Annotated in this window: 15 protein-coding genes; all 15 read right to left on the bottom strand. The window is 62.0% G+C overall.

The genetic code is table 11. The features are described 5' to 3' along the window. Nucleotides 1-86: 86 nt before the first annotated feature. The 15 genes from GCT19_RS20010 to GCT19_RS19940 all read right to left on the bottom strand — a co-directional run bounded on the left by GCT19_RS20010 (nucleotide 87) and on the right by GCT19_RS19940 (nucleotide 23939). A complete protein-coding gene (locus GCT19_RS20010; RefSeq protein ID WP_321576837.1) occupies nucleotides 87-3521 on the bottom strand; it encodes an RHS repeat-associated core domain-containing protein in 3435 nt (1144 codons plus the stop codon). A 16-nt stretch (nucleotides 3522-3537) separates the two neighbouring features. After that, nucleotides 3538-3804, bottom strand: a complete 267-nt coding sequence (locus tag GCT19_RS20005) for a PAAR domain-containing protein (protein WP_013093893.1) — start codon at nucleotides 3802-3804, stop codon at nucleotides 3538-3540. A gap of 89 nt (nucleotides 3805-3893) precedes the next feature. Further along, a complete protein-coding gene (locus GCT19_RS20000; protein ID WP_152852895.1) occupies nucleotides 3894-7022 on the bottom strand; it encodes a type VI secretion system Vgr family protein in 3129 nt (1042 codons plus the stop codon). A 33-nt stretch (nucleotides 7023-7055) separates the two neighbouring features. Further along, nucleotides 7056-11021 carry a type VI secretion system membrane subunit TssM gene (tssM, locus tag GCT19_RS19995; RefSeq protein ID WP_152852894.1) on the bottom strand — a complete coding sequence of 1322 codons (3966 nt, stop codon included), beginning with the start codon at nucleotides 11019-11021 and terminating at the stop codon, nucleotides 7056-7058. A gap of 13 nt (nucleotides 11022-11034) precedes the next feature. Next, on the bottom strand, nucleotides 11035-12369 hold the full coding sequence (tssL, locus tag GCT19_RS19990) for a type VI secretion system protein TssL, long form (RefSeq protein WP_152852893.1): 1335 nt from the start codon (nucleotides 12367-12369) through the stop codon (nucleotides 11035-11037). Beyond that, a complete protein-coding gene (gene tssK, locus GCT19_RS19985) occupies nucleotides 12366-13715 on the bottom strand; it encodes a type VI secretion system baseplate subunit TssK (RefSeq protein ID WP_026228315.1) in 1350 nt (449 codons plus the stop codon). The genes tssL and tssK overlap by 4 nt, the downstream gene beginning before the upstream one ends. 5 nt (nucleotides 13716-13720) lie before the next feature. Then, nucleotides 13721-14266 (bottom strand): type VI secretion system lipoprotein TssJ, encoded by a 546-nt coding sequence (gene tssJ / locus GCT19_RS19980; RefSeq protein ID WP_152852892.1) that lies wholly within the window; start codon nucleotides 14264-14266, stop codon nucleotides 13721-13723. A 141-nt stretch (nucleotides 14267-14407) separates the two neighbouring features. Then, complete coding sequence (locus tag GCT19_RS19975; protein ID WP_018433640.1) at nucleotides 14408-14890, bottom strand: Hcp family type VI secretion system effector; 483 nt, start codon at nucleotides 14888-14890, stop codon at nucleotides 14408-14410. A gap of 108 nt (nucleotides 14891-14998) precedes the next feature. Continuing rightward, entirely contained in the window at nucleotides 14999-16504 is a 1506-nt protein-coding gene (gene tssC, locus GCT19_RS19970; RefSeq protein ID WP_408582389.1) for a type VI secretion system contractile sheath large subunit, read from the bottom strand. Between the two features lie 44 nt (nucleotides 16505-16548). Beyond that, entirely contained in the window at nucleotides 16549-17082 is a 534-nt protein-coding gene (gene tssB, locus GCT19_RS19965) for a type VI secretion system contractile sheath small subunit (RefSeq protein ID WP_152852891.1), read from the bottom strand. A 209-nt stretch (nucleotides 17083-17291) separates the two neighbouring features. Next, complete coding sequence (locus GCT19_RS19960) at nucleotides 17292-19052, bottom strand: OmpA family protein (RefSeq protein WP_227749294.1); 1761 nt, start codon at nucleotides 19050-19052, stop codon at nucleotides 17292-17294. Beyond that, entirely contained in the window at nucleotides 18974-19663 is a 690-nt protein-coding gene (locus GCT19_RS19955) for a DotU family type IV/VI secretion system protein (RefSeq protein ID WP_152852890.1), read from the bottom strand. Before GCT19_RS19955 ends, GCT19_RS19960 begins: the two co-directional genes overlap by 79 nt. A gap of 24 nt (nucleotides 19664-19687) precedes the next feature. Then, complete coding sequence (locus tag GCT19_RS19950) at nucleotides 19688-20308, bottom strand: fimbrial protein (RefSeq protein ID WP_227749293.1); 621 nt, start codon at nucleotides 20306-20308, stop codon at nucleotides 19688-19690. 13 nt (nucleotides 20309-20321) lie between these two features. Next, entirely contained in the window at nucleotides 20322-22913 is a 2592-nt protein-coding gene (locus GCT19_RS19945; protein ID WP_227749292.1) for a fimbria/pilus outer membrane usher protein, read from the bottom strand. A 261-nt stretch (nucleotides 22914-23174) separates the two neighbouring features. Next, nucleotides 23175-23939, bottom strand: coding sequence for a fimbria/pilus periplasmic chaperone (locus GCT19_RS19940; protein WP_018433647.1), 765 nt, complete (start codon nucleotides 23937-23939; stop codon nucleotides 23175-23177). Between the last annotated feature and the right edge of the window lie 24 nt (nucleotides 23940-23963).

Here is a 23963-nt window from a genome sequence, read left to right as displayed (position 1 = left end):
CGGAGCTACGCCGCGAAACCGTCGACGCCAGTGGTCTTTCCCGATACCGGAAAAACGACTGGCTCGACTTCCATGTGACTTTCGAATCAGAACTTGGCCGGGTCCCAGCCAGTTACGTCGTGCAGTTGTTCGACGACGCCGGCAACGTATTGAGCCGAGTCCGACGCGCCATCGACGCATGACGCGTCCGCGACGACGACGCACGGAGACGCTTCCGGCGTCGCGCGGCCAAGAGGATTGCACCACATCAGCGGATTCGGCGCGTAGCAATACGGGCTGGCTCCAGCTTCGCCGTTGCGATCGGGACTGATGTAGCGGCCCGCGTGAGGATCATAGAAGCGCGCACCGTTGTAATACAGCGTGGTTTCATCGTCCGCATATTGGCCGGCATAGCGAAGGGGCTGCGCAAACGCGTCGCTGCTTTGCCACTCCGGCGTCACGAGACTGCCCCACGCACGATAACGCCCACGCCATACGACCCGGCCAGTCTCGTCCGTGAGCGCGACGGCCGTACCGGCGACGTCAGTGTGATAGTGATAGACCTGCGTGCTTTTGATCGCGCCATCAGGGGTGAGAGTCCGGTCCACTAAGGCGAGCGGCGCGAAGCCGGTTGAGCCGTCGGGTTCTGGTTGATATAGGTAGGTGCGCAGTTCCATCGCGCGGTGCTGCTGGATCAGTCTGTGTCCTTGCCACAAAAAACGCGTGACCTCGTCGCGCTCCGGCATCGATAGCTGCTGCGCACTCCGTGGCACAGTGGATTCGACACGCTTGGCGATACGCCGACCGATTGCGTCGTACTGATAGCGCACGGTATAGCCGTGGCGATGCGCGGCAATGACGCGCCCCTCCGCATCCCAATCAAGCGATAGCGCATGGTCGCGGCCACTTCTACGCACCAATTGTCCCCACACATCATGGTCGTAACGATGTCCGCGGCTTTCCCGTAACCGGTGGTCCGGATATACGGCGGGGAACCAGCTTCCGCCAGGCGTATCGAGCAGATTGCCAGCGGCATCCCACGTGAAATATTCGATGTCCCCTTTATCCGACACCGAGCGCAACAGACAGCCACGCCGGTCGTAGTCGTACCACGTCTGACCGTCGCCCTCGCCGGCCGTCCTGACGATCAGGTCAGCGGGACTGTAATCGGCTTCCCGCCACAATTCGGTGACAGGTTCTGTCGCGAAGCCAGGCGTCTCCACGTCGGGCCCCGTCACCGAGCGCCACCACATCGGCAAGCCGAGCGGCGAAAAGCCCGTATGCGTGCGCAAGCGACCTTGCGTGCGCGCAACCGGACGCCTCATCGCGTCATACCAGAAACGCCCAATCTGCCGTTCGTCCAGTTCGATGAACGCGATGTCGCCGGTTTCGAAGCGGCGCATACGCAACTCCTGCCCCTGCGGCAGCTGGATCGCGACAACACGGCCAGCGGCGTCGTACGTGTAACGCAGTGTGCCGTTTGCGCCGTGCTCGGCGATCAGACGGCCACCGGCGTCGTGTTCGAAGCGGATCTCATCCGCTCCGATACCGAGTAGCTCGCCTTCCGGTGTCGGTTCGCGACTCACGCAGTCGAGCAATCCGCGTGGCCCGTAGTGATACAGATAGCGGTTATGCGCGGTATCACGCTGAATCAGACGGCCCGCGCGGTCGTAGTCGAAGGTTTCGCAACGCTGTTGGTCGCCCGCCTTCCACGTGAGACAACGGACCTGGCCGCTAGCTGCATACTCGAAGCTACGTTCCACGCCATCGGCGTCCGTGATCGACAGGCAACTGCTCGCATTCCACCGAAGCACCTGCACCGCGCCGTTCGCGCTTTCGATTCGAACCGGACGCCCATGCGCATCGTACCGACGCACGATCACGTGCCCCTCTTCGTCGACCGCGCGTACGACATTGCCGCGCCGGTCTCGATACCAATGCCGGCTTCGGCCGCTCGGGCCAACGAACGACGTGCGCTGGCCAGCAGCATTCCACACATGACGTTCCGCCTGTCCGTCCGGACGCGTGATGGTCAACGGCCGGCCGAGGCCATCGCGCTCGATTCGCGTGACGGCGCCGAGCGCGTCGGTCACGCTGACGACGTAACCATTGACGTCGTACTCATAGCGCGTCGTGCTCCCGCCGATTCCTGTGCGACGTGTCACCTGCCCACACGCGTTATGGGCGAAGGTCGTGGCGCCCCCCTGCGCATCCGTCGAGCGCACGACATCGCCATCGTCGCCATATTCGAAACGCGTCAATTCTCCCGACGGGGTTTGATAGTGCAATGGCTGCAGGCGATCGTTGCGTGCCCACATCCGCGCCCGGCCATCGCTTAGCGCGACCGACACAGGCTCACGTGACGCAAACGCATACTGCGTCGAGCGGGTGGCGCCCTGCGGGTCCGTCTCACACGCGACCCGTCCGAGCGCGTCGTATTCGACGCGAACCACCCGCTCGCCGGGCAGGTGCAGGGTGAGCGGCGCGACGGCGTCGCCGTAGCCGAACTGGTAGCGTCGGCCGTCGAAGTCCGTGTGCGACAGCACGCGGCCCTGCTCGTCGTATTGCCAATGCGCCGCGTTGCCGAAGACATCGCTGACCTCACTGGCCTTGCTATCGAAGTCGTAGGCGAAGCGCTCACGCGCGCCTTCCGACGTGAGTCGTCGAACCACGCGCGCGGCGCCGCCGATCGTCTGCCATACGTAGCGTGTCACCATGCCGAGCGCGTCTGCTTCTTCGACGATCCGCCTATCGCGGTACGCAAAGCGACGCACGATTTCGCCGACCCGGTTGCGCACCTCGGTGAGTTCGCCATGCTGGCTGTAGCCGTACTGGACCAGCGCGCCGGTAGGACCGCCGTCGACACACTCGACAGCGCTCAAACGCGCTCCCATCCGCGCTTCGTAGTGCATGCGCAGCTCGTGGCCACAGGTCCCGCGCATGCGCAGCAAGCGCCCGTCGGAGTCCCAGATCAAGCCGATCCGCTGCTGACGCAGATCCTCGACATATTTGAGCCGAGCGATTCCGTTCGCGTCGAAATCGCCGAACACGCGGTAATGCGGCGTCAGATCCGCAACGACGAGGCGTCCGTCGCTCAGATGCGCGATGTGCAATTGCGCCGCCGCCGCAATCACCTGCGTCCCATGCTCGGGAAACGGCACGCTGAGCGTGCTGCCGTATTCGTCCGTGTAGAGCAGTTGATCGTCTCGCTTATGCAGCGTGACTTCCCAGTTCGTGCGCCAACCGACGCCGAGCAGCCCGAGCGCGTGCTGCACGCTCGAATAACAACGCGACCATGCTAGCGGAAGACGGCCTGGCAGACTGAAGTCGGTTTCGTCGGCAGGCAGGCAGATTTTGCTGCCGCTGATCACATCGACCGAGCCGCACAGAATGCCCGATAACGCCCGACGCATCCGAAAGCAGTCAACCAGGTCGCCGAGCCGCTCACAGCGATCGAGCAACGGTCCGACACTGGCGACGGGCAATACGACGCCGGGCAGTCCGAGCAGCTCGCCGCCGATGCCCGCGAGTCCCGTCGTCACGTGGCCACCATCGTCATCATGAACCGATGCGCACGTCTGGCGAGCCAGCGGAACACGGCGCGCCACACGAGACCTTGCCGCCAACCAATGTCGCCGGCACGTTGTTGATCAACACCGTCCCCGAACCCGCGACCACAGCTTGCGAACCCGGGTGCAGCGCGCAAACGGCAGAGCTGATGCCGACGAGCGCCGCAGGCAATCGATTGATGAAAACCGTTGGGGAACCCCCAGCGATCGAACCGCCATGTCCGATCGCATCGCCTTTGCGAGCCGCTGGAAACATGATCGATTTTCTCCTCATGAAAAACTGCAAGACCGTGCAGGGCGATGCGCGAAGGCATTCGCCGGGTGCACGGTATTGCAAATACGTTGTTACGCGTCTGTGCCGGTTGCCGGCGGTGTTTCAGTCGGCGGCGGCGGTTCTTCCGACGGTGGTGGCTCCTCCGACGGCGGCGGCTCTTCCGACGGTGGTGGCTCTTCCGACGGCGGCGGCTCCTCCGACGGCGATGGCTCTTCCGACGGTGGTGGCTCTTCCGACGGTGGTGGCTCTTCCGACGGCGGCGGCTCCTCCGACGGCGATGGCTCTTCCGACGGTGGTGGCTCTTCCGACGGCGGCGGTTCTTCCGACGGTGGTGGCTCCTCCGACGGCGGCGGCTCTTCCGACGGTGGTGGCTCTTCCGACGGCGGCGGCTCTTCCGACGGCGGCGGCTCCTCCGACGGCGGCGGCTCTTCCGACGGCGGTGGCTCCTCCGAATGCGGCGGCTCTTCCGACGGCGGCGGCTCCTCCGAAGGCGGCGGCTCTTCCGAAGGCGGCGGCTCCTCCGAAGGCGGTGGCTCTTCCGACGGCGGTGGCTCCTCCGACGGCGGCGGCTCTTCCGACGGCGGCGGCTCTTCCGACGGCGGCGGCTCCTCCGACGGCGGCGGCTCTTCCGACGGCGGTGGCTCCTCCGAAGGCGGCGGCTCTTCCGACGGCGGCGGCTCCTCCGAAGGCGGCGGCTCTTCCGACGGCGGCGGCTCCTCCGACGGTGGTGGCTCCTCCGAAGGCGGCGGCTCTTCCGAAGGCGGCGGCTCCTCCGAAGGCGGCGGTTCTTCCGAAGGCGGCGGCTCTTCCGAAGGCGGCGGCTCTTCCGAAGGCGGTGGCTCTTCTGACGGCGGTGGCTCCTCCGACGGCGGTGGCTCTTCTGACGGCGGTGGCTCTTCCGACGGCGGCGGCTCCTCCGAAGGCGGTGGCTCTTCCGACGGCGGCGGCTCTTCCGACGGCGGTGGCTCCTCCGAAGGCGGCGGTTCCTCCGTCGGAAGCGGATCTACCGTCGGAAGTGGCTCCTCCGAAGGCGGCGGCGAAATAATTGGAACGTCCAGCGCATCAAGCACCACTACCGGAACCGGCACTGTCACTGCGCTACCGCATTCCATGTCACCGGGGTTGAGGTCCAGCGGCATGCCTTGCACCACGACACGGGTGTCACCCTGGATGCGAATCGACTTGCCGATCAGCTTGATCTCGCCATCCTTGTTCATCGTCAGGGAGGACTTGCCGCACACGATAGACAGCACCCCTCCAGCCGACAGCGAATAGGCCCCGCCTACCGCGTGCGTCGACGCGCCACCGACCGTGACCGTACGTGCCCCGCCCACCGTCAGAGTCGAGGCACCCCCGACCGCAGTCTCCTCGAGCCCGCCGATCGAGACGAACTGTCCAAGATCCACGGAATAGAAGGCACCATCCTTCACCCTCACCGAATACTTGCCGCCAACGACCGTACTGGAAGTTGCCCCAACGTTCATGCTGTGCGCCGCGGCCACGCCGATCGTGTAGTCGGCACCGACCACGTGCGATTCGTTGAGCTTCGTCAGGCGGTTCATGTCCCGCTCCGCCTGCACCGTGAATTCCTCGGCACCCGCTTTGTCCTCGAAGCGAATGCTGTTGTAGTTCTGTAAGCCCCCTTCCATCGACCGGCTCATGAAACCGCTTTGCGTCGCGTTGCCAGGCAACGCATAAGGCGGACGCGTGACCGTGTTGTACAGGCTCCCGGTGATCAGCGGACGATCCGGGTCGCCGTTCCAGAAATCGACGATGACTTCCTGGCCGATGCGCGGAATGAAGATGCCACCGAAACCCTGACCGGCCCACGCCTGGCTCACACGGACCCAGCAGGAGTCGGTTTCGACATTGCGGCCGTAGCGGTCCCAGGCGAAGCGGACCTTCACGCGACCGAATTCGTCGGTCCACAATTCCTTGCCCTCTGGACCCACGACGACAGCCGACTGCGGCCCGCTGACGATCGGCTTCGACGTCTCCCGTGGCAGTCTGAACACTTCGCTTGTCGGCTGCACGGCGAACTTGTTGCTGCATGTGTACTCGTAGCCGCTTCCCGATTCATCCGGCGTGCCGCTCAGGTGCAGTTCCGTACCGATCACCAGGTATTCGCAGTTCGCGGCCGTATAGTCGTAGTGGGTCAGCACGAACGTCTGCCCGCACGCGAGCCCACGCACGTTACCTTTGCCTTGCGCTCGCGTGCCCGTCGCGCGCAGCGCTTCCATGCGCGTACGCGCGAGCAGTTCCCCGTGGCTGCTGTCGGTGTAGTCGCCCGGCCAGTCGTAGCGCTCGAGCAGGTTCCAGCTGGTGTCGCGCGGCTGCTGATTGATCGCTCGCATGTCGGCGCGCGAACGCGTGAAGTCGAAGTCGCTCGTCACGTAGTGACCGGTGCACAAAACTTCGGCCGTCGAAAATGCGCTGATGTATTCGGTGTCGGTCTTGCCGTTCTGCGGTTGGAACGCGAGCGTCCGGTATGCGGAGTTCGGCGACTGACGATGCGCGCCAATGTGATCGCACAGCACGAGCCGGTGCTTGCCGTCGGCATGCTCGAAAAACCAGTAGATGCCCCACTCCTCCATCAGACGTTGAATGAAGTGGTAGTCGGTCTCGCCGTACTGGACCTGGAACGCGCGTGGCTCGTTGGTCGGACTCTCACCCTCGAGCGCATAGCGGCTCACGTCGACGCGCTTTTCGACCGGGTACGGATAGTCTTTCAGAACTTCGTCGATGATCTCGATGACCGTCTTGTTCTGGAAAATCTTGTAGTCGGTCGTCAGGGTGGCCAGCCACAGCCAGGGCTTCAGCACGACACGATAGACGTTGTAGCGGCCTTCCCGACGCAGATATTGCGCGGCGGCGACGAGTCCGGTGATTTCACGCTGAGCCGCTTCGGGATCGGCACTCGGCTCGAGGTCGATCGCGACGGTCATTTCCTTGCCCAGCAGCGCCTTCAGGTCGAGGTTGGCACTGACGGCAAGCGGCACCGTGTAATCGTCGGGCGTGCGCAACAACAGCTCGTATTCGAACAGCTTGCCGAGAGACTCGTCGCCCTCCAGAGACATGAACTGCAGCGCCGGCTGCGTCAGTCCGTCCGCGCTCTGAGCCGGCCACCGCGGTATCGCCGCGCTGGATACGGTCACTGCGCGGCGTTGCACACTTATCGCGTTCAAGGGATTACTTGACATGCACTCCTCTGAGTTCTCTTTATCGAAAAGGCGCTACAGCTCGTCGGCGGATGCGGAGCCTGACGACGCTTCCGCTCGCGTTGCCAGCGCGCTTCCACTGCCAGGACAACGAAAACCCCGCAGCAACGCCGTCAGTTGCGGTCCCGACTGTCCGCCCGACGTCAGTTCGATCACCGCGTGCCGGTCGTCGAAATTGAAGTCCACTGCCGAGCGGCTCGATGACAACGTCGACGTCACACGACCCCGGTCGATCAGACGGAACAGCGCCCACGGACCCGCGGTCATCACGGTCGACGTGTCCGGACGCACGCGCGGATTCGCGGTGAGGCCGGCCATCGAGCCACCGCGCGGCCCCGGCCATGTGATCGGGAATGTCGCGACCGGACCGTGCGCATAGCGCAGGTTTTGCCCGTCGACGTCGATGAGCAGATCGGTAATCTCGGGGTCCAGCGACACGACTTTCAGGCCCGCGTTCCACGACATCCGGGTCGCGCTCGGATCGCGAAAAAATGTCTGGCGGATCGCCGCGGCGCGCTCGAACGGATCGAGGCTCGGTCCCTGCATGGGCGGCATGCCGGGGCTGACCGGCTTATAGCGCCACGGCCGTATGCTCGTATCGACACGGCTCGCGAGCGTCGTGTGGAAGAAGTCGTCGAGCAGGCCGCCTGCCGCAAACACGCGGTTGAAATCGTCGATGTCGACTTCCTGGACGCTCGCGACGAACGGATATTTGCCTTCGACAGCGCTGCGGCATTGCGCGCCAACGCTCGATTCGACCTGCATCGTCAGCAGGGAGCCGACGTTGCGGTCCACCTTGCGCATCGACTGCGACGCGAGGCCCACGAGCACGGCCCGAAACGGCGGCGGAAGCTTCTGCGCCTCGAGCTGCATCGTGGAGCCGAGGTCGTCCGTAGGCGGCATGCTGTTGGTGGCGAGCACGTCGCCGGCCGTCATCAATCGCGTGTACTGCTCGTTGATCAGCCCGATGACGCCGCCCAGCTGCAGCACGCCGCTGCCGCCAGGCAGCGCGCTCCCGCTATCGGCCTGGCCGGTCACGACTTCGCGCAGCGCGGCAAAGCGTCGGTCGACCAGTTCACGTTCCATCTTCCGCTGCGCAAGCTGACCGATGGTGGCGGTTGCGGCCACGGCGCTCGCGGCGCGCGCAACCTGCGAGCGACGCGTTATCACGTTGATGGCACTCCCCGCGGCCGACGGCTCGTCCGCGCCGTCAGCGACCGACAGCGACGTCTCGCGCGCGGCCGTTCGCGCGAGTCTCGCCAATGGCGAATCCGGCGCGGCCAGTGTGCGCAGCGTCTGCAGATCGGGCGCCAGCGTGCCGTCGCTGCCGGACACCGGCCTCACGTCGTCGAGAAACTGGCTCCAGTAGTTGCCATAGTCGGTCAGGTACTGGCGACGGATATCGTCGGCGAGCCTGTCCTTGCGCAGTGCGTTGCCGTTGGCCATCTGCCGCCACCGCGCCGATGCATCGGCCTCGCCCATCACCCACGCGTCCTGTTTGCGCGCCCGCTCGAGAAATTCGGGCAGGCGCTGGTTGAACACCGCGTGATAGCCGTCGTAGGTATAGAGACCGGGGATGCCTCGCGCGAGCGCCGAGCCGTCGGCCAGCATGAACACGGTAGTGGCCTGCGGACCCGCGGCGCTCAGCAGCGTGACGTTCTCGGGCGCCTCCGGCGCCATGGCGTTCATCGCACGTTCGTAGAGCCGTCCGGACGCCGGATTGCGGCCAAGGAACTCGCGCGCGCGACGCACCAGCTGCGCATTCACAGGTTTTGCCGGCGCCGCGGGGACCCCTTCTCCGATCAGCGCGTCGAGGTGTCGCGCCATCACGCTGCGCTCGCCGAGCGGTGCGACGCTGTTGGTGTGCTCCCAGTCGCCGAGCACCCATGCCTTGATTGCTTTCGCGTCGTAGTGCGAGCGATCGAACAGCATCAGGTAGACCGTCAGCGTGCGATAAACGCCGTCCGCGTCCTGTGCGCCGATTTGCGTATCGAGCACCGTTTCGAGCCGGCCGATGACTTGCGGCAGCAGCATCTGCTTTAGCAGACCGTCGTAGGTCTCGCCGGCGGCGGCGCTGATGGCGGGCACCGTGTACAGCCCGTAGCGCCATGCGAGACCGGGACTGTCGAGGTCGATGCCGTCGAACTGCGGCAGCTCACGCGACGCTGACAGTATCGACCCCATCGCCCCGGGCCGCGGCGCCTTGCGTTGCGACGAGACCCGTGCGGCGAGCCCATCGGTCTTGCCGTCGATCGCAGCAAGATACTCGCGGTTATTGCCGAAGCTCACGACGAGCGCAGCAATCAGCCACACCGCGATGATGATCGCGAGCAGATGCCCGACCAGACGCAACGCGCGGAAGCGGATCTCCCAGTACAGGTTCGGCCGCACCAGATGCGCTTCGGCCAGGATCACGCGCTGAAACAGATTGCGCAAGAAGTAGCCGCGATAGGCGGTAGGCGTAGCGTCGCCGGACGACGGCGAGACGGTTTTCGGCGCGGCGCCGAACAAACCCGCGAGCCCGCGACGCAGCCGCTGCAACAGTGTGGTGCTGTCGGCGGACACGGCCTCGTGAGTCTGCGCCGCGCTCGTGAAATAGACGCCGCGCAATGTGCTGTTCAACTGCGTGTCGTCGTATTTCGAATCGAGAAACACCAGCGCGAGCAATTCATTGAGTTCCGCGCACACGCTACGAAATTCGGACGGCAGCGCATAAAGCTTCTTGCGCAGATCGACCTCGTACACCCCTTGCAGCCTGGTGTTGATGCCGTCTTCGAGTCCCTGCTCCAGTTCTCGCATCTCGGCCGCGCAGGTCAGGCGCAGTGTGCCGCGGCCGTGTTGTTCCGGCTCTTCCCGATAAGGCAGTGTGAAGCCGAAAATCTGCGCGCGACTTTCCGCCGTCAACGACTGGAAATACTCGCCGAAGCCGGGCAGCAGATCGAGCTTCGTGACGAGTACGTAAACCGGGAATCGAATCCCCAACTGCTGGCGCAACTCGCCAAGCCGCGCGCGCATCGACGCGGCGAGCGCCTTTCGTTCTGACGCTGGGCGCGTCAACAACTCTTCGACCGAAACGGCCAGCAACGCACCGTTGATCGGCGCGCGCGGGCGCCGCTTGCGAAGCAGCCCAAGAAAGCCGCGCCATTCGGCCTCGTTCGCGGTCTTCAGGTCTTCCGGTTTGACGTCGACCTTCGCGGCGTCATGCGATGCGGCGTCCTGAACCGTATAACGGCCAGCGGTATCGATCAGCACCGCCTCGTTCGCGAGCCACCAGTCGCAATTCTCCGTTTCGACGCGGCTTCCAAGCGACGCCGCGGCCATTTGCTCCGCCTCCGGAAAATCCAGACCCGAATTCAGGATCAACGTCGTCTTGCCCGCACCCGGCGAGCCCACCACCATGTACCACGGAAGTTCGTACAGATAGCGCTGGCTTTCGAGCAGGCGACGCAGCCCCGCCGGCCCGCCGCGCATGCGTTTGAGCTTGTCGATCGCCTTCGCGACGACCGCGTGAAGCGCGCGAATTTCGTCTCGTGCAACTGGGGTCGCCGCCGACTTCTTCGTGAACGGATTCAGGACGCGCTGCAGCAGCACGTCGTCGCTGCGCACTGCCCGCCACAGGCGGTACAGCTGATAGATTGCATAGCAGGCAAGCAGCACCGAGATCAGCAGCACACGGGACCATGTGGTGCCGAGCGGATGCGTTTCGCCGAACGCGAGTATCGGTCCGAAATACCAGAGCGCGACACACAGCAACGCGACGCCGATGACGCCCGGCGACCAGCCGAGCAGCCAGAACAGCAGCAGCAACAACAGCACGACGACTGACAGCGTGCGCGAGAGCACGCTATCGAGCGGCCGGTAGTCTCCAAATGCGATCAGAGGCCCCACGAACCAGACGGCCGCAGCCGCCACGAGGATCGCGGCGAGCACCAGCGTCTGGCGCGTCAGCACAAGTTTCGATAAGCGGTTCAAATAAGACATCAAGGCTTTCCCGTTAATGCGTGACGAAGACTTCCACGCGTCGATTGCGGGAACGACCTTCCGCTGTAGTGTTGTCGGCGACAGGTTGTGTATCGCCCTTGCCGATGGCAACGATGCGAATAGCGGGCACTCCGTGCGCTTTCAATACGTCGGCGACGAACGCCGCGCGTTTTTCCGATAACACCAGGTTGTCGGGAAACTCCGCCGTATGAATCGGCTGGTTGTCTGTGTGCCCGGTCACCGTGACTTTGCCGCCGACCCGCGCGACCTCCTGCGCCACCCTGCTCAGCACCGGGTCCAGTTCCAGGCGAATGCGGCTTTGCCCCGGAAGAAACACGTAGTCGCCACGGAACACGACCCGGCTGCTGCTGCCGTTCTCTTCGACCAGGACCTGGCCCCGAGCAATCTCATCCTTCAGCAGAATCGACAGGCGCAAGCGCTCGTGAACGACCGGAGCCGCGACCTTGATCGGCACTCCGATCGCCAGAATCTTCGCTTGCAGCGCATTGCCTTGCGCCAGAAGCCGATACTCGTACCAGGCGAACAGCGAGAACACACATAGCGCAGCGACGCCCGCAGTCGCCCAAACCGGCACGCTTTTCAGCAACCGCATCCTGCCCGGCTCCTCGCCGCGCCAATGCGGCGACAGTTCGAGCCGCAACGTGTCCCGCGTGCCGCTGATGAGAGTCAGCATCCGCTGCCGGATCTGCTCCAGATGACGTGGACCGTCTGCCGCAACGCTGTAGCGTCCTTCGAATCCAAGGCTGAGAATGCGATACAGCACCTCGAGGACGTCGATGTACTCCTGCGGGTCGGTTGCCATGCGGCCGATCAGCAGGAAGAACTTCTCGCCGCCGTCCACTTCTCCCTCGAACTTCAGCAACAGCCCCCGCGCGGCCCAAATTCCACCACTCCCCCAACGCGTGCGGTTGGCCGCTTCGTCGAGCGCGGTGCACAGTGCGTAGCGAACAGCCGCCACGTGTTTCCACGGCAAACCCGCTTTGTCGCAGACTTTCTGGAATGCGGCGACCTCACGCACCAGCAGCGAGCGCAAGCTCGCGACCGAAGCCAACGAATCGAGCGAAGCCGGCATGTCCGCCAGCATGCGCAACAAAGGCTGCGCGGCTTCACGCAACGGATTGCGCGCGGTCTTCATGCGCTCGAGACGCGTCTGTACGTCTTCCGGCGGATCGAAGGCGGCCGCATCGACGACCGGCTCCTGATCGGTGACGGCCGCGGTTGCGGGACGCCCAGCGGGCAATGCAGACGGCTGGCTCTGGCCAGAAGCGGAGTTGGCGGGGGTCAGCAGAAAGTCGAACGCATCATCCCCGTAAGCGCCGGTACTCATTTTTGACGCACACCCCACAGTTCAAGCTTGAGTTCCGGGAAGTGTCCGGCGACATGCATGGCAAGCCCTCCGTGACGTGCAATCTGTTCCCAGAACGGTCCGGTACGCGACAGTTCGAAATAGATAAAGCCCGAGTTGAACGGAATCTGGCGCGGAGGAACCGGCAGCGCCGCCATTGTCAGACCCGGCAGGTGTGAACGGATCAATTCCGGCAAGCGCTGCGGATGGCTGATCTTCGTTTGGGCAAGAAACTGCTGCTGCAGCAATTCGGCAGGCATCTGCGCGCCCACCGCGAGCACGAGGCTCGAATAGCCTGCAAGTTCGTTCGGCAACATGGCGGCCGTACGGATGCCGTGCGCCTGCTCCGTAAGCGCAATCGGCTGCGCACCGCGAATCAACACCTGGTTCAACAGATAGTGAACCTCCTCGACGAGCGGCCTGATACTGCGGTAGAGCTGCGCGTGGTCATAGCCTGGAGCCGGCCGCGGACGACGCGTTTGCGGACGCACGAAGGTCGAAAGCTCGCCGGCAAAAAGCGCGAGCTCGCGATACAGGTTGACCGGCGCCGTCTCCTCGAGTTGGCAAATATGTTCGAGCAGCGGCTCATAGCGATTGAGCACCTGGAGCAGCAGATAGTCGGCCGCTTCGGCCGCCGCGCCCGAACGGCCATCGGCACCTGACAGACGAGCGGCGAGCGCGTCGGCACGTAGCCGCGCGAGGCCGTGCAGCTGCATCGCCCATTCGCGCAGCAATGGATTCGCGCCGTAACCGGTCACGGGCGGAATGTGGTCGGTGCTGTGCAGCGACACCGCGCCGTCGGCGTGTAGCGCCTTAACGCGCGTCAGCGCAACACCGATCCAGGACTGCGTCAGCTCTTTCTCGGGCAACAGCCGCAAGCGCAGATTCGACAGTTGGACGGGCTTCGGGCCTTGGCCGATCGCATTGCTGTCGCGCAGTTCCGTGTCGTACGCATGGTAACGGGCGAGCGAGCCGCTTTGCTCGGTGAAGGCGGTTTCCTCGGTATTGGGCAAGCGCAGCGGGATCGCCAGGTAGATCACCTGCTCCTGATGTTCCGCGCCGATCGTCAGTGGGGGCGGAGGCTGCGTCAGACCCGGCACCTCGAACGGCGTGCCGTCTGGAAATACGCCCAGCCCGCTCTTGAATACCAGCTTGCCGAACCCGAGCGATTCCTGATCGATTTCATAACGGCTGAAGCCCCAGAAAAACGGGCTCAGCGGCGCACTGCGGCGATGCGCGAACGACTCGAAATACCGTTCCTGCTGCTGAAACAATTGTGGGCGCAGGAATAGTCCTTCGCTCCAAACAACTTTGCTATACCAACTCATCGAAATTACTCTGACTTTGAAATCGAAACAGTGCGCTGGTCAAGCTGGATCGTCAGCTTCTGTTCCTTGTCTGGAAGAGCCATCCTGTACCATGCGGCGTCGGGCGCGACTGGCAATCGGTACACCGCGCGCCAGACTGATTTCCCGAGATCCCGGTAGCCGGCCAGCACGCCAATTGCGGTAGTGGCGGGGTTCGACTTGCGGACGATCTCGCGTGTGTCGCCGGGACGCAGAATGAATTCGTCGACGACCAGCGCGTCGTCGCCAAGGATTTTTTTGTCGTCGCTTTGCAGCGTGAAAAAGTCGGCGGTTTGAAACGCCGTCGGCGACTTCAGTTCGTAAACCCGCACGAGGATCGGCGCCGCCGTTCCCCACTCGTTCGGGTTGACGTTCTCGTTTGCCGCGATCTGAAGCCGGAGGGTCGTTCGCTCCTTGATAACAGGAGCCGGCACGCTAGCGCACCCGGACAGCCATGCGCTTGCCCCGCTCAGGGCTAGCCAGCCCCCGATACGCAGCCATATCGCGAAGCGGGAAAAAAAGATCGAAACCATCTGACGGTATCAAGGTGATCTCGCACTTCGCCCTGAATGAACCAGGATGCCTGCATCCAGCCCGGCACCCCGGCTAACAGCCTTGACACAGTTCACCGGACAACAGAGTGGTGGTGCCAGGATTCAGGAAAATGTGCGACTTTACGCGGTGTTCTTCTTGATATCGAAGGTCGCCGTAATCGCACCACCGCTACCGCCTTGCGCGTTCTGCACCACATACTCCTGCTTCAGACGAGCAAAGGACAGACGCACTGATTCGCGCGGACGCGATTCGCTGTCGCTGACACCGGAGGGATGCACCGAGGTAACCAGCACGTCGTGCATCGTGAATTTGATGTACTCGAGCGGATTACCCCCGGCCTTACGCACGACCAGCTTCGCCTCGTCGATGTGCTTACCGGTCAGGCAGTATTGAGTCAGATTGGGCGTTGCACGATCGATGAAATGCTCGAAGGTGAAGTCTTCGACCGTTGCTCGGCCGGCGCCACCGCCGGAACCAACGTGCATATTCGATTGCTGCGTAACGCCCCACCCCCAGCTCAGAACATCGATTTCGTCCTTGTGGTTAGCGTCCGCCGACTCACCATCAATCCCGTTAATCTTGAGAAAGATGTCTTGCGCCATAAAAGTACTCCTTGGTACACGTTAGTTTTAAGTTGCTCAATGAAAGTCAGGCATATTTAGTGAGCGCCTGTCCGTCGCTCAATCACCGCATAAGCAGTGGACGCCAGATCAGGCGGCTTCCTTCACGACCGGCAGCTTCGCGACGAGACGCAAAGAAACCGTCAGACCTTCGAGCTGGAAATGCGGACGCAGGAAGAATTTCGCCTGGTAATATCCCGGATTTCCCTCGACGTCCTCGACGACCACTTCGGCGGCGGCCAGCGGTCGACGTGCCTTGGTTTCCTGGGACGAATTCGCGGGATCAGCGTCGACGTAGTTCATGACCCATTCATTGAGCCACTGCTGCATTTCGTCGCGCTCCTTGAATGCGCCGACCTTGTCGCGCACGATGCACTTCAGGTAATGCGCGAAGCGCGAGCACGCGAACAAATACGGAAGACGCGCCGATAGATTCGCGTTCGCCGTTGCGTCCGGATCGTGGTACTCGACCGGTTTCTGCAACGATTGCGCGCCGATGAACGCCGCGTAGTCCGTATTCTTGCGGTGAATGAGCGGTATGAAGCCACTCTTGGACAATTCCGCTTCACGGCGGTCTGAGATCGCGATCTCCGTCGGGCACTTCATGTCGATGCCGCCGTCATCCGTTGGGAACGTGTGACACGGCAGGTTTTCGACTACACCACCGCTTTCCACGCCGCGAATCAGCGTGCACCAGCCGTAGTTCTTGAACGAACGGTTGATGTTGACCGCCATCGCGTAGGCGGCGTTGGACCATACATAGCGTTGATGATCCGCGCCGTCGGTCGCCTCTTCGAAATTGAATTCGTCGACTGGATTCGTCTTGACGCCATATGGCAGACGCGCAAGGAAACGCGGCATCGCAAGGCCGATATAGCGCGCGTCTTCGGAACTACGCAGCGAGTTCCAAGGCGCGTACTCGAGGTTTTGCGTAAAGATTTTCGTCAGGTCGCGCGGGTTCGCGAGTTCCTGCCACGAGTCCATCTGCAGCACGGACGGCGCTGCGCCGGTAATGAACGGCGCATGCGATGCTGCCGCCACCTTGGCAATCGAGCCCAGCAGGTCGACATCGGCGGGTGTGTGATCGAAGTAGTAGTCGGCGACGAGACAGCCATACGGCTCGCCACCCAACTGCCCGTACTCTTCCTCGTAGATTTGCTTGAAGAACGGACTCTGGTCCCACGCAATCCCTTTATAGCGCTTCATTGTGCGCCGCAGGTCGTCTTTCGACACATCCATGAAGCGGATCTTCAGCTTCTCATCCGTTTCCGTGTTCGCTACGAGGTGATGAAGTCCACGCCATGCGCTTTCAAGACTCTGAAAATTTTCATGGTGGAGAATCAGGTTGATCTGTTCGGATAATTTGCGATCGATCTCCCCAATAATCGACTCTATGTTTTTATACGCGTCGTCGGACACCGTTGCCGAGGTAAGCAGCGCCTGCTGAGCGAGCGTCCGGACAGCTCCCTCGACAGCTTCGCGCGCGCGCTCCGTTTTGGGCTTGAATTCGCGCGACAGGAGTGCGTTGAAATCGGACTGATTGGTCACGCTCGCGGTTGCCTTGGTGCGCGTATTCGCTTGAAGTTCGGCCATCATTTCCCCCATCGTTTCAGGCTGTGCTTTCATGCCGAAAGCTAAATTCATTCGTTGGTCAACGGCTCGCCGGTGGAAGCCGCTTCCGGTTTCGGCGCCTTGGCGAGTGCTTCGAGCAACGCAGGGTCTCTCAACACCTTGCTGACCAGGTTTTCCGCACCACTCTTGCCATCCATATACGTTTGCAGATTGGCGAGTTGCGTACGCGCCTCGAGCAGTTGCGCGAGCGCGTCAACCTTCTTCGCGACGGCTGCGGGCGAGAAATCCTCCATGCTTTCGAACGTGATATCGACCATCAGGTGACCTTCGTTCGTCAGCGTGTTGGGCACCGCGAACGCGACCCGCGGTTTCATGGCCTTCATTCGTTCATCGAAGTTCTCGATGTCGATATTGAAGAACTTACGATCGCCGACGGCGGGCAGCGGTTCGAGCGGCTTGCCCGACAAGTCGGCGAGGACGCCCATCACGAACGGGAGTTCGACTCTCTTTTCCGAACCGTAAATTTCGACGTCGTATTCGATCTGGACGCGGGGAGCACGATTACGTGCGATGAATTTTTGAGAACTGGTGGAAGCCGACATAGTGCTCTGAGGTTATCGCTCAAATAAAATAAGAAGCGGTGGCACCGCTCGTTTTCACTTAGGAAATCCGCTATCCGGTGATGTTATGTCTCGAAGCAGCGTGACGATATGGGCGATTGCCCAAAATTCGGTTTCGTTTGCAAGAACGAATGAGGGGTTTGACGTGCCACGAATGCAGGCACCCGGAGAGATGCCCGCGGCGAGTACCTTTAGTGCGTGGCTGAATCGGGAATCAGGGATATTTCGACGCGACGATTCATTTCGCGACCCTGACGACTTTCATTGCTGGCAATCGGCCGCGTATCGCCATATCCCTGAATGGCGAAACGTGCGACGGACAGCGAAGCAGTATTGACGAACCAATCGCGGATCGCCTGCGCGCGTGCCTCGGACAGCTTTTGATTCGCGACGCTGGGACCCACGTTGTCAGTGTGACCCGCGATGAGAATCACCTTGTCGGGATTCGCGCGAATCAGATCGAGAACGCCTCTGAGTCGTGGCTCTGCACCCGGCCTGAGCGTCGTCTTGCCGGTGTCGAACAATAAGAAGTTGTCGATCGTCATAGCGAGCGGCGGCGAATGCGCGGGAATCGATGGGGAATGCGACGTGGCGGTCACGCGTTCAAGCGCGACTTGCAACTGCTTGTCCCGATACAGTCCCCAGCCGAGTCCGGTCGGCAGACTGGGGCTCGCATTGCGGGCGAGCTCGGCGGAATGGGTGCGCAACGATTCGAATCGCTCACGCTTCGCATCCGTGCGGGCTGTGGGTAGATGCGTGTAGACCTCGAGGTCGTTGGCGACTCGCGCGACCAACCTGCTGTTCGACCATGCTGACACACCAACCGATACCATCAGGACGACGGCCGACGCAGCCACTGCGTGCAGCATTGCGGAGTACGGTCGGCCCCGCTCGCTCTTCGAGACCTGAAAGCTTTCGTCCCGCGCAATGGTCGTGAGTAAAGGCAGAGACAGCGGCTGCGGCTGCAGTTGCGCCTTCGGCATCATCAGCGGTGGCCGCAGCGTGGTTTTGCCGGTTAGCCATCGCGACCAGGCGCCGGGACGCATCGGCGGGTGTCCGATATCGGCCAACAGCAAGCCATGCAGCGAGAACGGCGCGGTGTTCGCGAGCGACGAAAGTATCGATAGCAGCGCCGCATCTTCTAACCAGTCGAACACTCCATACCCCAGACCGGCACGCGACGCACGTTCCGGGCTTCCCACATCGAGCCATGCCTGATCCAGCTGTAGCCTGAGTGCTTGCAGATGTTGCCGCGCGGTTGCGGTCGCGGGTTGCATCGTCGGCGGATTAATTGCATCGCCGAACCAGACCGGTTCCACTGCGTGGGCGTCACTCGCGCCGAGATACGCATAGATCGCGATATAGCAGGGTAAGGCGAACGCCCGGAAACCGAGGCTCGCGCCGATTTCATGCTTCCAGCGGGAATATTCGCGGCGAATCACCGCGTCGTCGCACTCAGCGTCCGGAACAACGGGTATCAACACGGCATCCGGCGGACGTTGATACGACTCCATCACCGTGGCCAGCACGCTGGACAGCTCCCCGGGGGACCTGACATGGAACCACACCGCATCACCGTTACGGCGCAGCGTGGATGACTGGCCATCGCGTGCAAACAACGCACCGGCATGCGGCCCGACGACAAGAACAATCGATAACTCACGCACGTTCCCGAGTTGAACGTGCTGGCCCTCGTGGGTCGGCTTCGATCGCCCGTAGGCTGGTAAAGCCGCCGTGCCCACCGCCGTCACCAGAACAAGGCTAAGCACAACGGGCCACGGCGGTTGGAGAGCAAGCGGCAAAACCAGCCATATCAGGCCAGCAACGGAGACAGCGATCCAGATCAGCGCCGGTCGGTAGCGGTTTCGGGAAATCATTGCGTACTCTGCCGGGACGACGGTTGAGGTAGACCACGTATCGCAGCGTCCAGGCCAAGGTCCAGCGCCGCCCATAGCGACGCGACGGCAATCGCGCCAGCAATGAATCCGGCGACGGTCCTGCGTAAATGTGGGATGCGTGATCTGTCCGATGGCCGAATCGAATTGGACAATGTCATGGCGGTATCTGGTACGTCGGATGTGGACAACACCGCGGTGTCACATCTGTGCGAATTCGCTGCCGATTTCGCACGCTCCAGATATGCGTTCGCGTCTCTCCGTCCGCCGTCGAAGCCCAGCCCCAGCAACATGCTGTAGAACTCGAGGCAGGCGAGATCCCGGCCGGCGCCATCCACCACCGTTTCGATCCGTTCCCAAACCAATGCAGGACCATCGCGCACGCCATGAAAACGCCTCTGCAACGTGTCACGCAACCATTCTTCGTGCTGGTTGGAAGGCAATGCATGCAACGTCAGTTCATCCAGCAGAACACACTGGGCGAGACTGACTTCCTCGATATCCATTGCCGGAAAGTTTCGATCCTGCATTTGCTGCTGTAGCGTCTCGACCAACGTGCTACAACGCGCGCGCCAAAAAGGAATAGCCGGCATCTGCGCGCCGTCGGACAGCAGTGCCGCATGCAACGCTGTCGCTCGCATCAGCGCGACCGTTGAATCAAACATCATATAAGTGTATGCCCGCCGTCACCCTCAGGGCATTTCGACGACATAGGTGACGAATGTACTCACAGTGCCAGCCGTGGCTCGACCCGTTGCGTAGTAGCTGGCAATGAAATCCACCGGCGTCGGATCAGTGGACGTGATCGGAATGACCTTCATCGTGGATCGGTCGCCGACCTTGATCCGCGATCCGTCCGCATTCGCTAGCATCACCTGTACATTCTTTGCCGATGTCGTGCCGCCCGCGTTTTGCAGGTCCAGATTTCCCGTATTGGGATCGGTCGACGAACCGCTCTCGAAATACACGCGCGCACCCGTCTCGCCGGTCGGGCATTGGATCGTGATGGTGAAGACCTTTGAGCCATCCGCCACTCCGGCTCTCGGCAGCGATTGCGTCGAAAGCCTCGGCAATGTGACCGTCATGTCGGGCGAACTGACCAGCGAACACGTCGTCGCGTTGTAGGTGCCACTAAAGTTGAGCGTGACCGAGGGCGATCCCTGTGCATGTACGCAAACTGATCCCAACAGCGCACTCGCAATCAACCCGGCAGTTGGTCCGGCAATTCGAAAGTATCTGCAAATATTTTTCATTTTCTGACCTCCACTGTCGGCGGAATCATCTGAGCCGCAGCGCTGGAGCTGACTGGGCATCGGCCTTCGCCTTTCAGCGAAGCGAACTGACCAGCGCCGCGCCCGCTGAACGCCGCGCGACGGGCTTCGCCGGCGCAGACCAGACAAGCGCTGGATCACAGCTCAGTTTGATGCGCGCAACGATTCCCGCGTGAGGGCTGCTGTCCGCTTTGTCGTCGGCTGGCACCATGTATGGCATCACGCACTGCTCCGCTGCGCGGTTGCCCCAGCGCACCAGCAGCTTGCCTTCGTGCTCGAGGCCGCGCAGATACGCGAGACCGCCCTGACCGACGATGCCCACCGACTTCTCGGATTCATCGAACACCTCGGCGCCCATCGGCATGGCTTTGCCTTCCCGATCCATGACCTCGGCGAAGATAGGCGTGCCCTGCGTGGTCGCAATCTTCACCTTCACCAGCGAATTCGCGCGCGGCACGACTTCTTCACTCGTGTTGCCCAGTTCAACGTCGAGCGGCACGTCGCTCGGATCGAGCGCGACCGTGTTGACCCGGTATGGCGTCAACGAAGACACCACCGCATAGCCGTGGCCGTCGATTCGCGCGCCCTGACCATTGATAATCCGGCCACCCTCTGCGCCTTTCGCTTCGACGAGCGCGAACGCCTGACCGAGTGGCGGGCTCAGCGTGACGCCGCCGCTGTGAATGACAACCGCGCCGTCGGCGTTGAATGCGGCTTGACGGGTCTGATTGCTGATCGATGCATTGAGGTTGTACGTACCGAACGGCGCGCGATACATCGCGTAACCGCCTGCGGAAACAGTTCGATTGTCGCCGGCGACGATCCGCGATGCATTGACACCGTAGTTGATCGGCGTGGCTCCGGTCGTGTTGCCCGACGCAGTGGCCTGGATCGTGCTGTCCCCGTTCGAGCTGCGCGCAACGTTGGTGGTCAGATAGTCGAACATACGATGCTCGTTCGAGTCGACCTTACCGAGCGGAATCGTCAGGTTCAAGCCCACCTGCGTGCTGATCTTCGAGTTTTGCAGCCGCGTGCGTTGCGCATACAGCGAGTAGGACACCCGCTTGTACGCGCTGTTGAAGCCAACCTGATATTGCAGATCGTAGCCCTTCGACGCGCCCCAGTAGTTCTGCGAACTGCCGGCGATATAAAAAGAGCTCGACTCGCCGATTGGCTGATTGATGTTCAGTTGCAGTCGGCTGCGCGTACGGTAGTCATACTGACCCGTGATGTCTCGCGAGCCATACCTCGCGTACATCGCGTCATGGAGGCTATAGAAGCGTGCGGTCGAGTAGCGGTAGGCCGCAACCGAAAAATTTGTGTTCGGCCCTGGAACAAGCTTGCTGTAGCTGATCCGGGTACTGTAGCCGGGTCGACCACCGGACACGCCGGGAATATTCGTTCCCGCCGCCGTTACGTCAAACGCGAATGCGCCGAGCGGCGTATTGAGCGCTACACCCACCAGGCCAGCCCAGTAACCTTCCGCAAACTGTGCACCGGTGTAGCCGGTCAACAGGTTTGTCAGGCCGCGCTGATAAACCGCCTGCGCCACCCACGGATGGTTATTCAGCACGGTATCGCGATAGACACCGGTCGTCAGATTGAAACGTGAAACACCAGGCCGCAGCAACTGCGGGACGGACGCAAACGGCACCAGAAAAGTTCGCTGGCGGCCGTCGGATTCTGCAATAGTGACCTGAAGGTCGCCGCCATAACCGGTAGCCGGCAGGTCGCTCAGTTCAAATGGTCCCGGCGGCACGCTGGTCTCGGCCACGATGATGTTGTTCTGACGGACGATGATGCGTGCATTGGTATCGGCCACGCCACGCACAACCGGTGCGTAGGAGCGCATGGAATCCGGCAACATGCGGTCGTCGCTCGAAAGCTGTACGCCACGTACGTTGAACGAGTCGAAGACGTCACCGCTCGTCGAGCTATCGCCGATCGTCAATTGACTCTTGAGCGCCGTGACATCGTGCTGCGCGAACAGCGCGACACTTTGCCAATGCGCGTCGGGACTCCGGTTCTGCAAGCTTGCCGTGGCCCACTGCCGGAAACGCCAGCCGTTGACGTTGAATCCGCTTTGCAGACCGAGGTAGGCACTGCTGAAGTCTCCGCTCCCATTGTTCTGGTGAGTCGTATAGCTGGCGAGACTGTATTGCACGAAGCCTGCGTTGATCCCGTTGTCCCAACGGGACGGATCGACATAACCGGCAGCCTCCTTGCGCAGTTCGATCTGTGGAATCGACAGATCGAGTTGGAGATCGGCGGTGTTGAACGACGCAAGCGATCCTGGTACGGCTTCCGCCAGCGGCACGCATTGCGACGACGCATCCGTATCGTCGAAGTCCCCCTTTCCGGCTTCCTTTAACCGCTGGATCACGCGCTCGGTATCTACGCCAGCCCGGTCCAGGCTAGACGTCGTGAAGCAGGGCGTTGCGATATCCGAGTCCGGCACCGCCTGAAACACGACATCGAAGCGTCCACGCTTCTTACCATTGACGAGCAGTTCGACCGGATAAACACCCGGAGCAACAGGATTACCTCGCGAATAGCGCGACAGATCGGCGACGTTGCCCGTAAAGAACGCGGGATTGAACTCGACTTCTTGCGGAGTCTCCGCAGAGCGCGCATTCGATGCCGGCATGTCAGATGACGTATCTGTATGCGCGGCGTCTCCGTTGGCATCGACTGCCTGTTGCGGCAGCTCGGACGCCGAGCAGTCACTGGGCGGCGTCACCCCGCCCGAATCCGGAGCACAGGCGGCGACCGCGGAGTTCGCGGAAAAGACCCAGCCCGACGCTACGATTGCCGCCCACGCCAGCGGGTGAAACCGGAACGGGACATTACCGAATGCTTTTTCAACTGCCGTCTTACTATTCCGCACGCCCGACATCCCGTATTCCAATTATTGATTCTTTTGCGCTTCCGCGCTTTGCACTCCTACCACCACCGCCGAGTCCTTGATCGCAGTGCCGAAGTCATTCAGAACTGTGTAGGAAACCGTGGCAGGAGCTTTGATATCCAGCTTTCCTTCTTGTGGATGGAGATCAACGTGCCCGAACGGAGGTGCCATAGTGGGCAAAAGAGCGACTTTCTTGCCTGCCGTCTCTACTTCCGCCATGCCGACGGAAATGTAGTAGGGCGATGGGTTGTCGAGACGAACGACCCTCTGACCTTTGTCATCCGACTCGACATGCCACTTCAGTTGAGCTCGTCCCGCCGTTGGGTCATCGAGCAACGATGTGGGCCGGTAAAACATCTTGATACGCGTACGGAACGCGAGCTGAATCATGTTCCGGTCATCAGCGTCCTTAGGCTTCGGCGGAATTTCCAGAACGTTCAACCAATAGACTGTTTCACGATCAACCGGCATGTCGCCGCCCGCGAACATGATGCGCAACGCCTGACCCCGGTGAGGTTCGACCCGAAAAACGGCTGGCAACAACGTAAACGGCACCTTGATTTCATTCGGCGCAGCTGCCGCATCGCCATCGTCCAGCCATGCTTGGACCAGGACCGGACGGCTCTCAACATTGTTCAAACGAACGTTGACTTCACGGTTTTGCGCCGGATAAATAACCCGCGTACCGGTAATGGTGATAGCAGCTTGTGCAGCAAACGACGCGACACTGCACGCTATGGCCGCAACCAGATATCTAGAGAATTTCATTGAAGACATTCGCTCCTCCACGCG

Origin of the sequence: Paraburkholderia atlantica, assembly GCF_009362785.1 — a bacterium.
In the GTDB taxonomy this organism is placed as follows: Bacteria; Pseudomonadota; Gammaproteobacteria; order Burkholderiales; family Burkholderiaceae; genus Paraburkholderia; species Paraburkholderia atlantica.
Note: the sequence above shows the minus strand (reverse complement) of the source record. Positions and strands in the feature narration are given on the sequence as shown.

Bases quoted from the DNA above. Each gene is read 5' to 3' on its own strand.
- tssB (WP_152852891.1), bottom strand. From the start codon at position 17,082: ATGTCGGCTTCCACCAGTTCTCAAAAATTCATCGCACGTAATCGTGCT.
- GCT19_RS19960 (WP_227749294.1), bottom strand. From the start codon at position 19,052: ATGGGCGGCGCTGGACCTTGGCCTGGACGCTGCGATACGTGGTCTACC.
- tssC (WP_408582389.1), bottom strand. From the start codon at position 16,504: ATGATGGCCGAACTTCAAGCGAATACGCGCACCAAGGCAACCGCGAGC.
- GCT19_RS20000 (WP_152852895.1), bottom strand. From the start codon at position 7,022: ATGTCAAGTAATCCCTTGAACGCGATAAGTGTGCAACGCCGCGCAGTG.
- GCT19_RS19955 (WP_152852890.1), bottom strand. From the start codon at position 19,663: ATGATGTTTGATTCAACGGTCGCGCTGATGCGAGCGACAGCGTTGCAT.
- GCT19_RS19975 (WP_018433640.1), bottom strand. From the start codon at position 14,890: ATGGCGCAAGACATCTTTCTCAAGATTAACGGGATTGATGGTGAGTCG.
- GCT19_RS19945 (WP_227749292.1), bottom strand. From the start codon at position 22,913: ATGCCGGCATCGAATGCGCGCTCTGCGGAGACTCCGCAAGAAGTCGAG.
- tssL (WP_152852893.1), bottom strand. From the start codon at position 12,369: ATGAGTACCGGCGCTTACGGGGATGATGCGTTCGACTTTCTGCTGACC.
- tssK (WP_026228315.1), bottom strand. From the start codon at position 13,715: ATGAGTTGGTATAGCAAAGTTGTTTGGAGCGAAGGACTATTCCTGCGC.
- GCT19_RS19950 (WP_227749293.1), bottom strand. From the start codon at position 20,308: ATGCCCAGTCAGCTCCAGCGCTGCGGCTCAGATGATTCCGCCGACAGT.
- GCT19_RS19940 (WP_018433647.1), bottom strand. From the start codon at position 23,939: ATGAAATTCTCTAGATATCTGGTTGCGGCCATAGCGTGCAGTGTCGCG.
- tssJ (WP_152852892.1), bottom strand. From the start codon at position 14,266: ATGGTTTCGATCTTTTTTTCCCGCTTCGCGATATGGCTGCGTATCGGG.
- GCT19_RS20005 (WP_013093893.1), bottom strand. From the start codon at position 3,804: ATGTTTCCAGCGGCTCGCAAAGGCGATGCGATCGGACATGGCGGTTCG.
- tssM (WP_152852894.1), bottom strand. From the start codon at position 11,021: ATGTCTTATTTGAACCGCTTATCGAAACTTGTGCTGACGCGCCAGACG.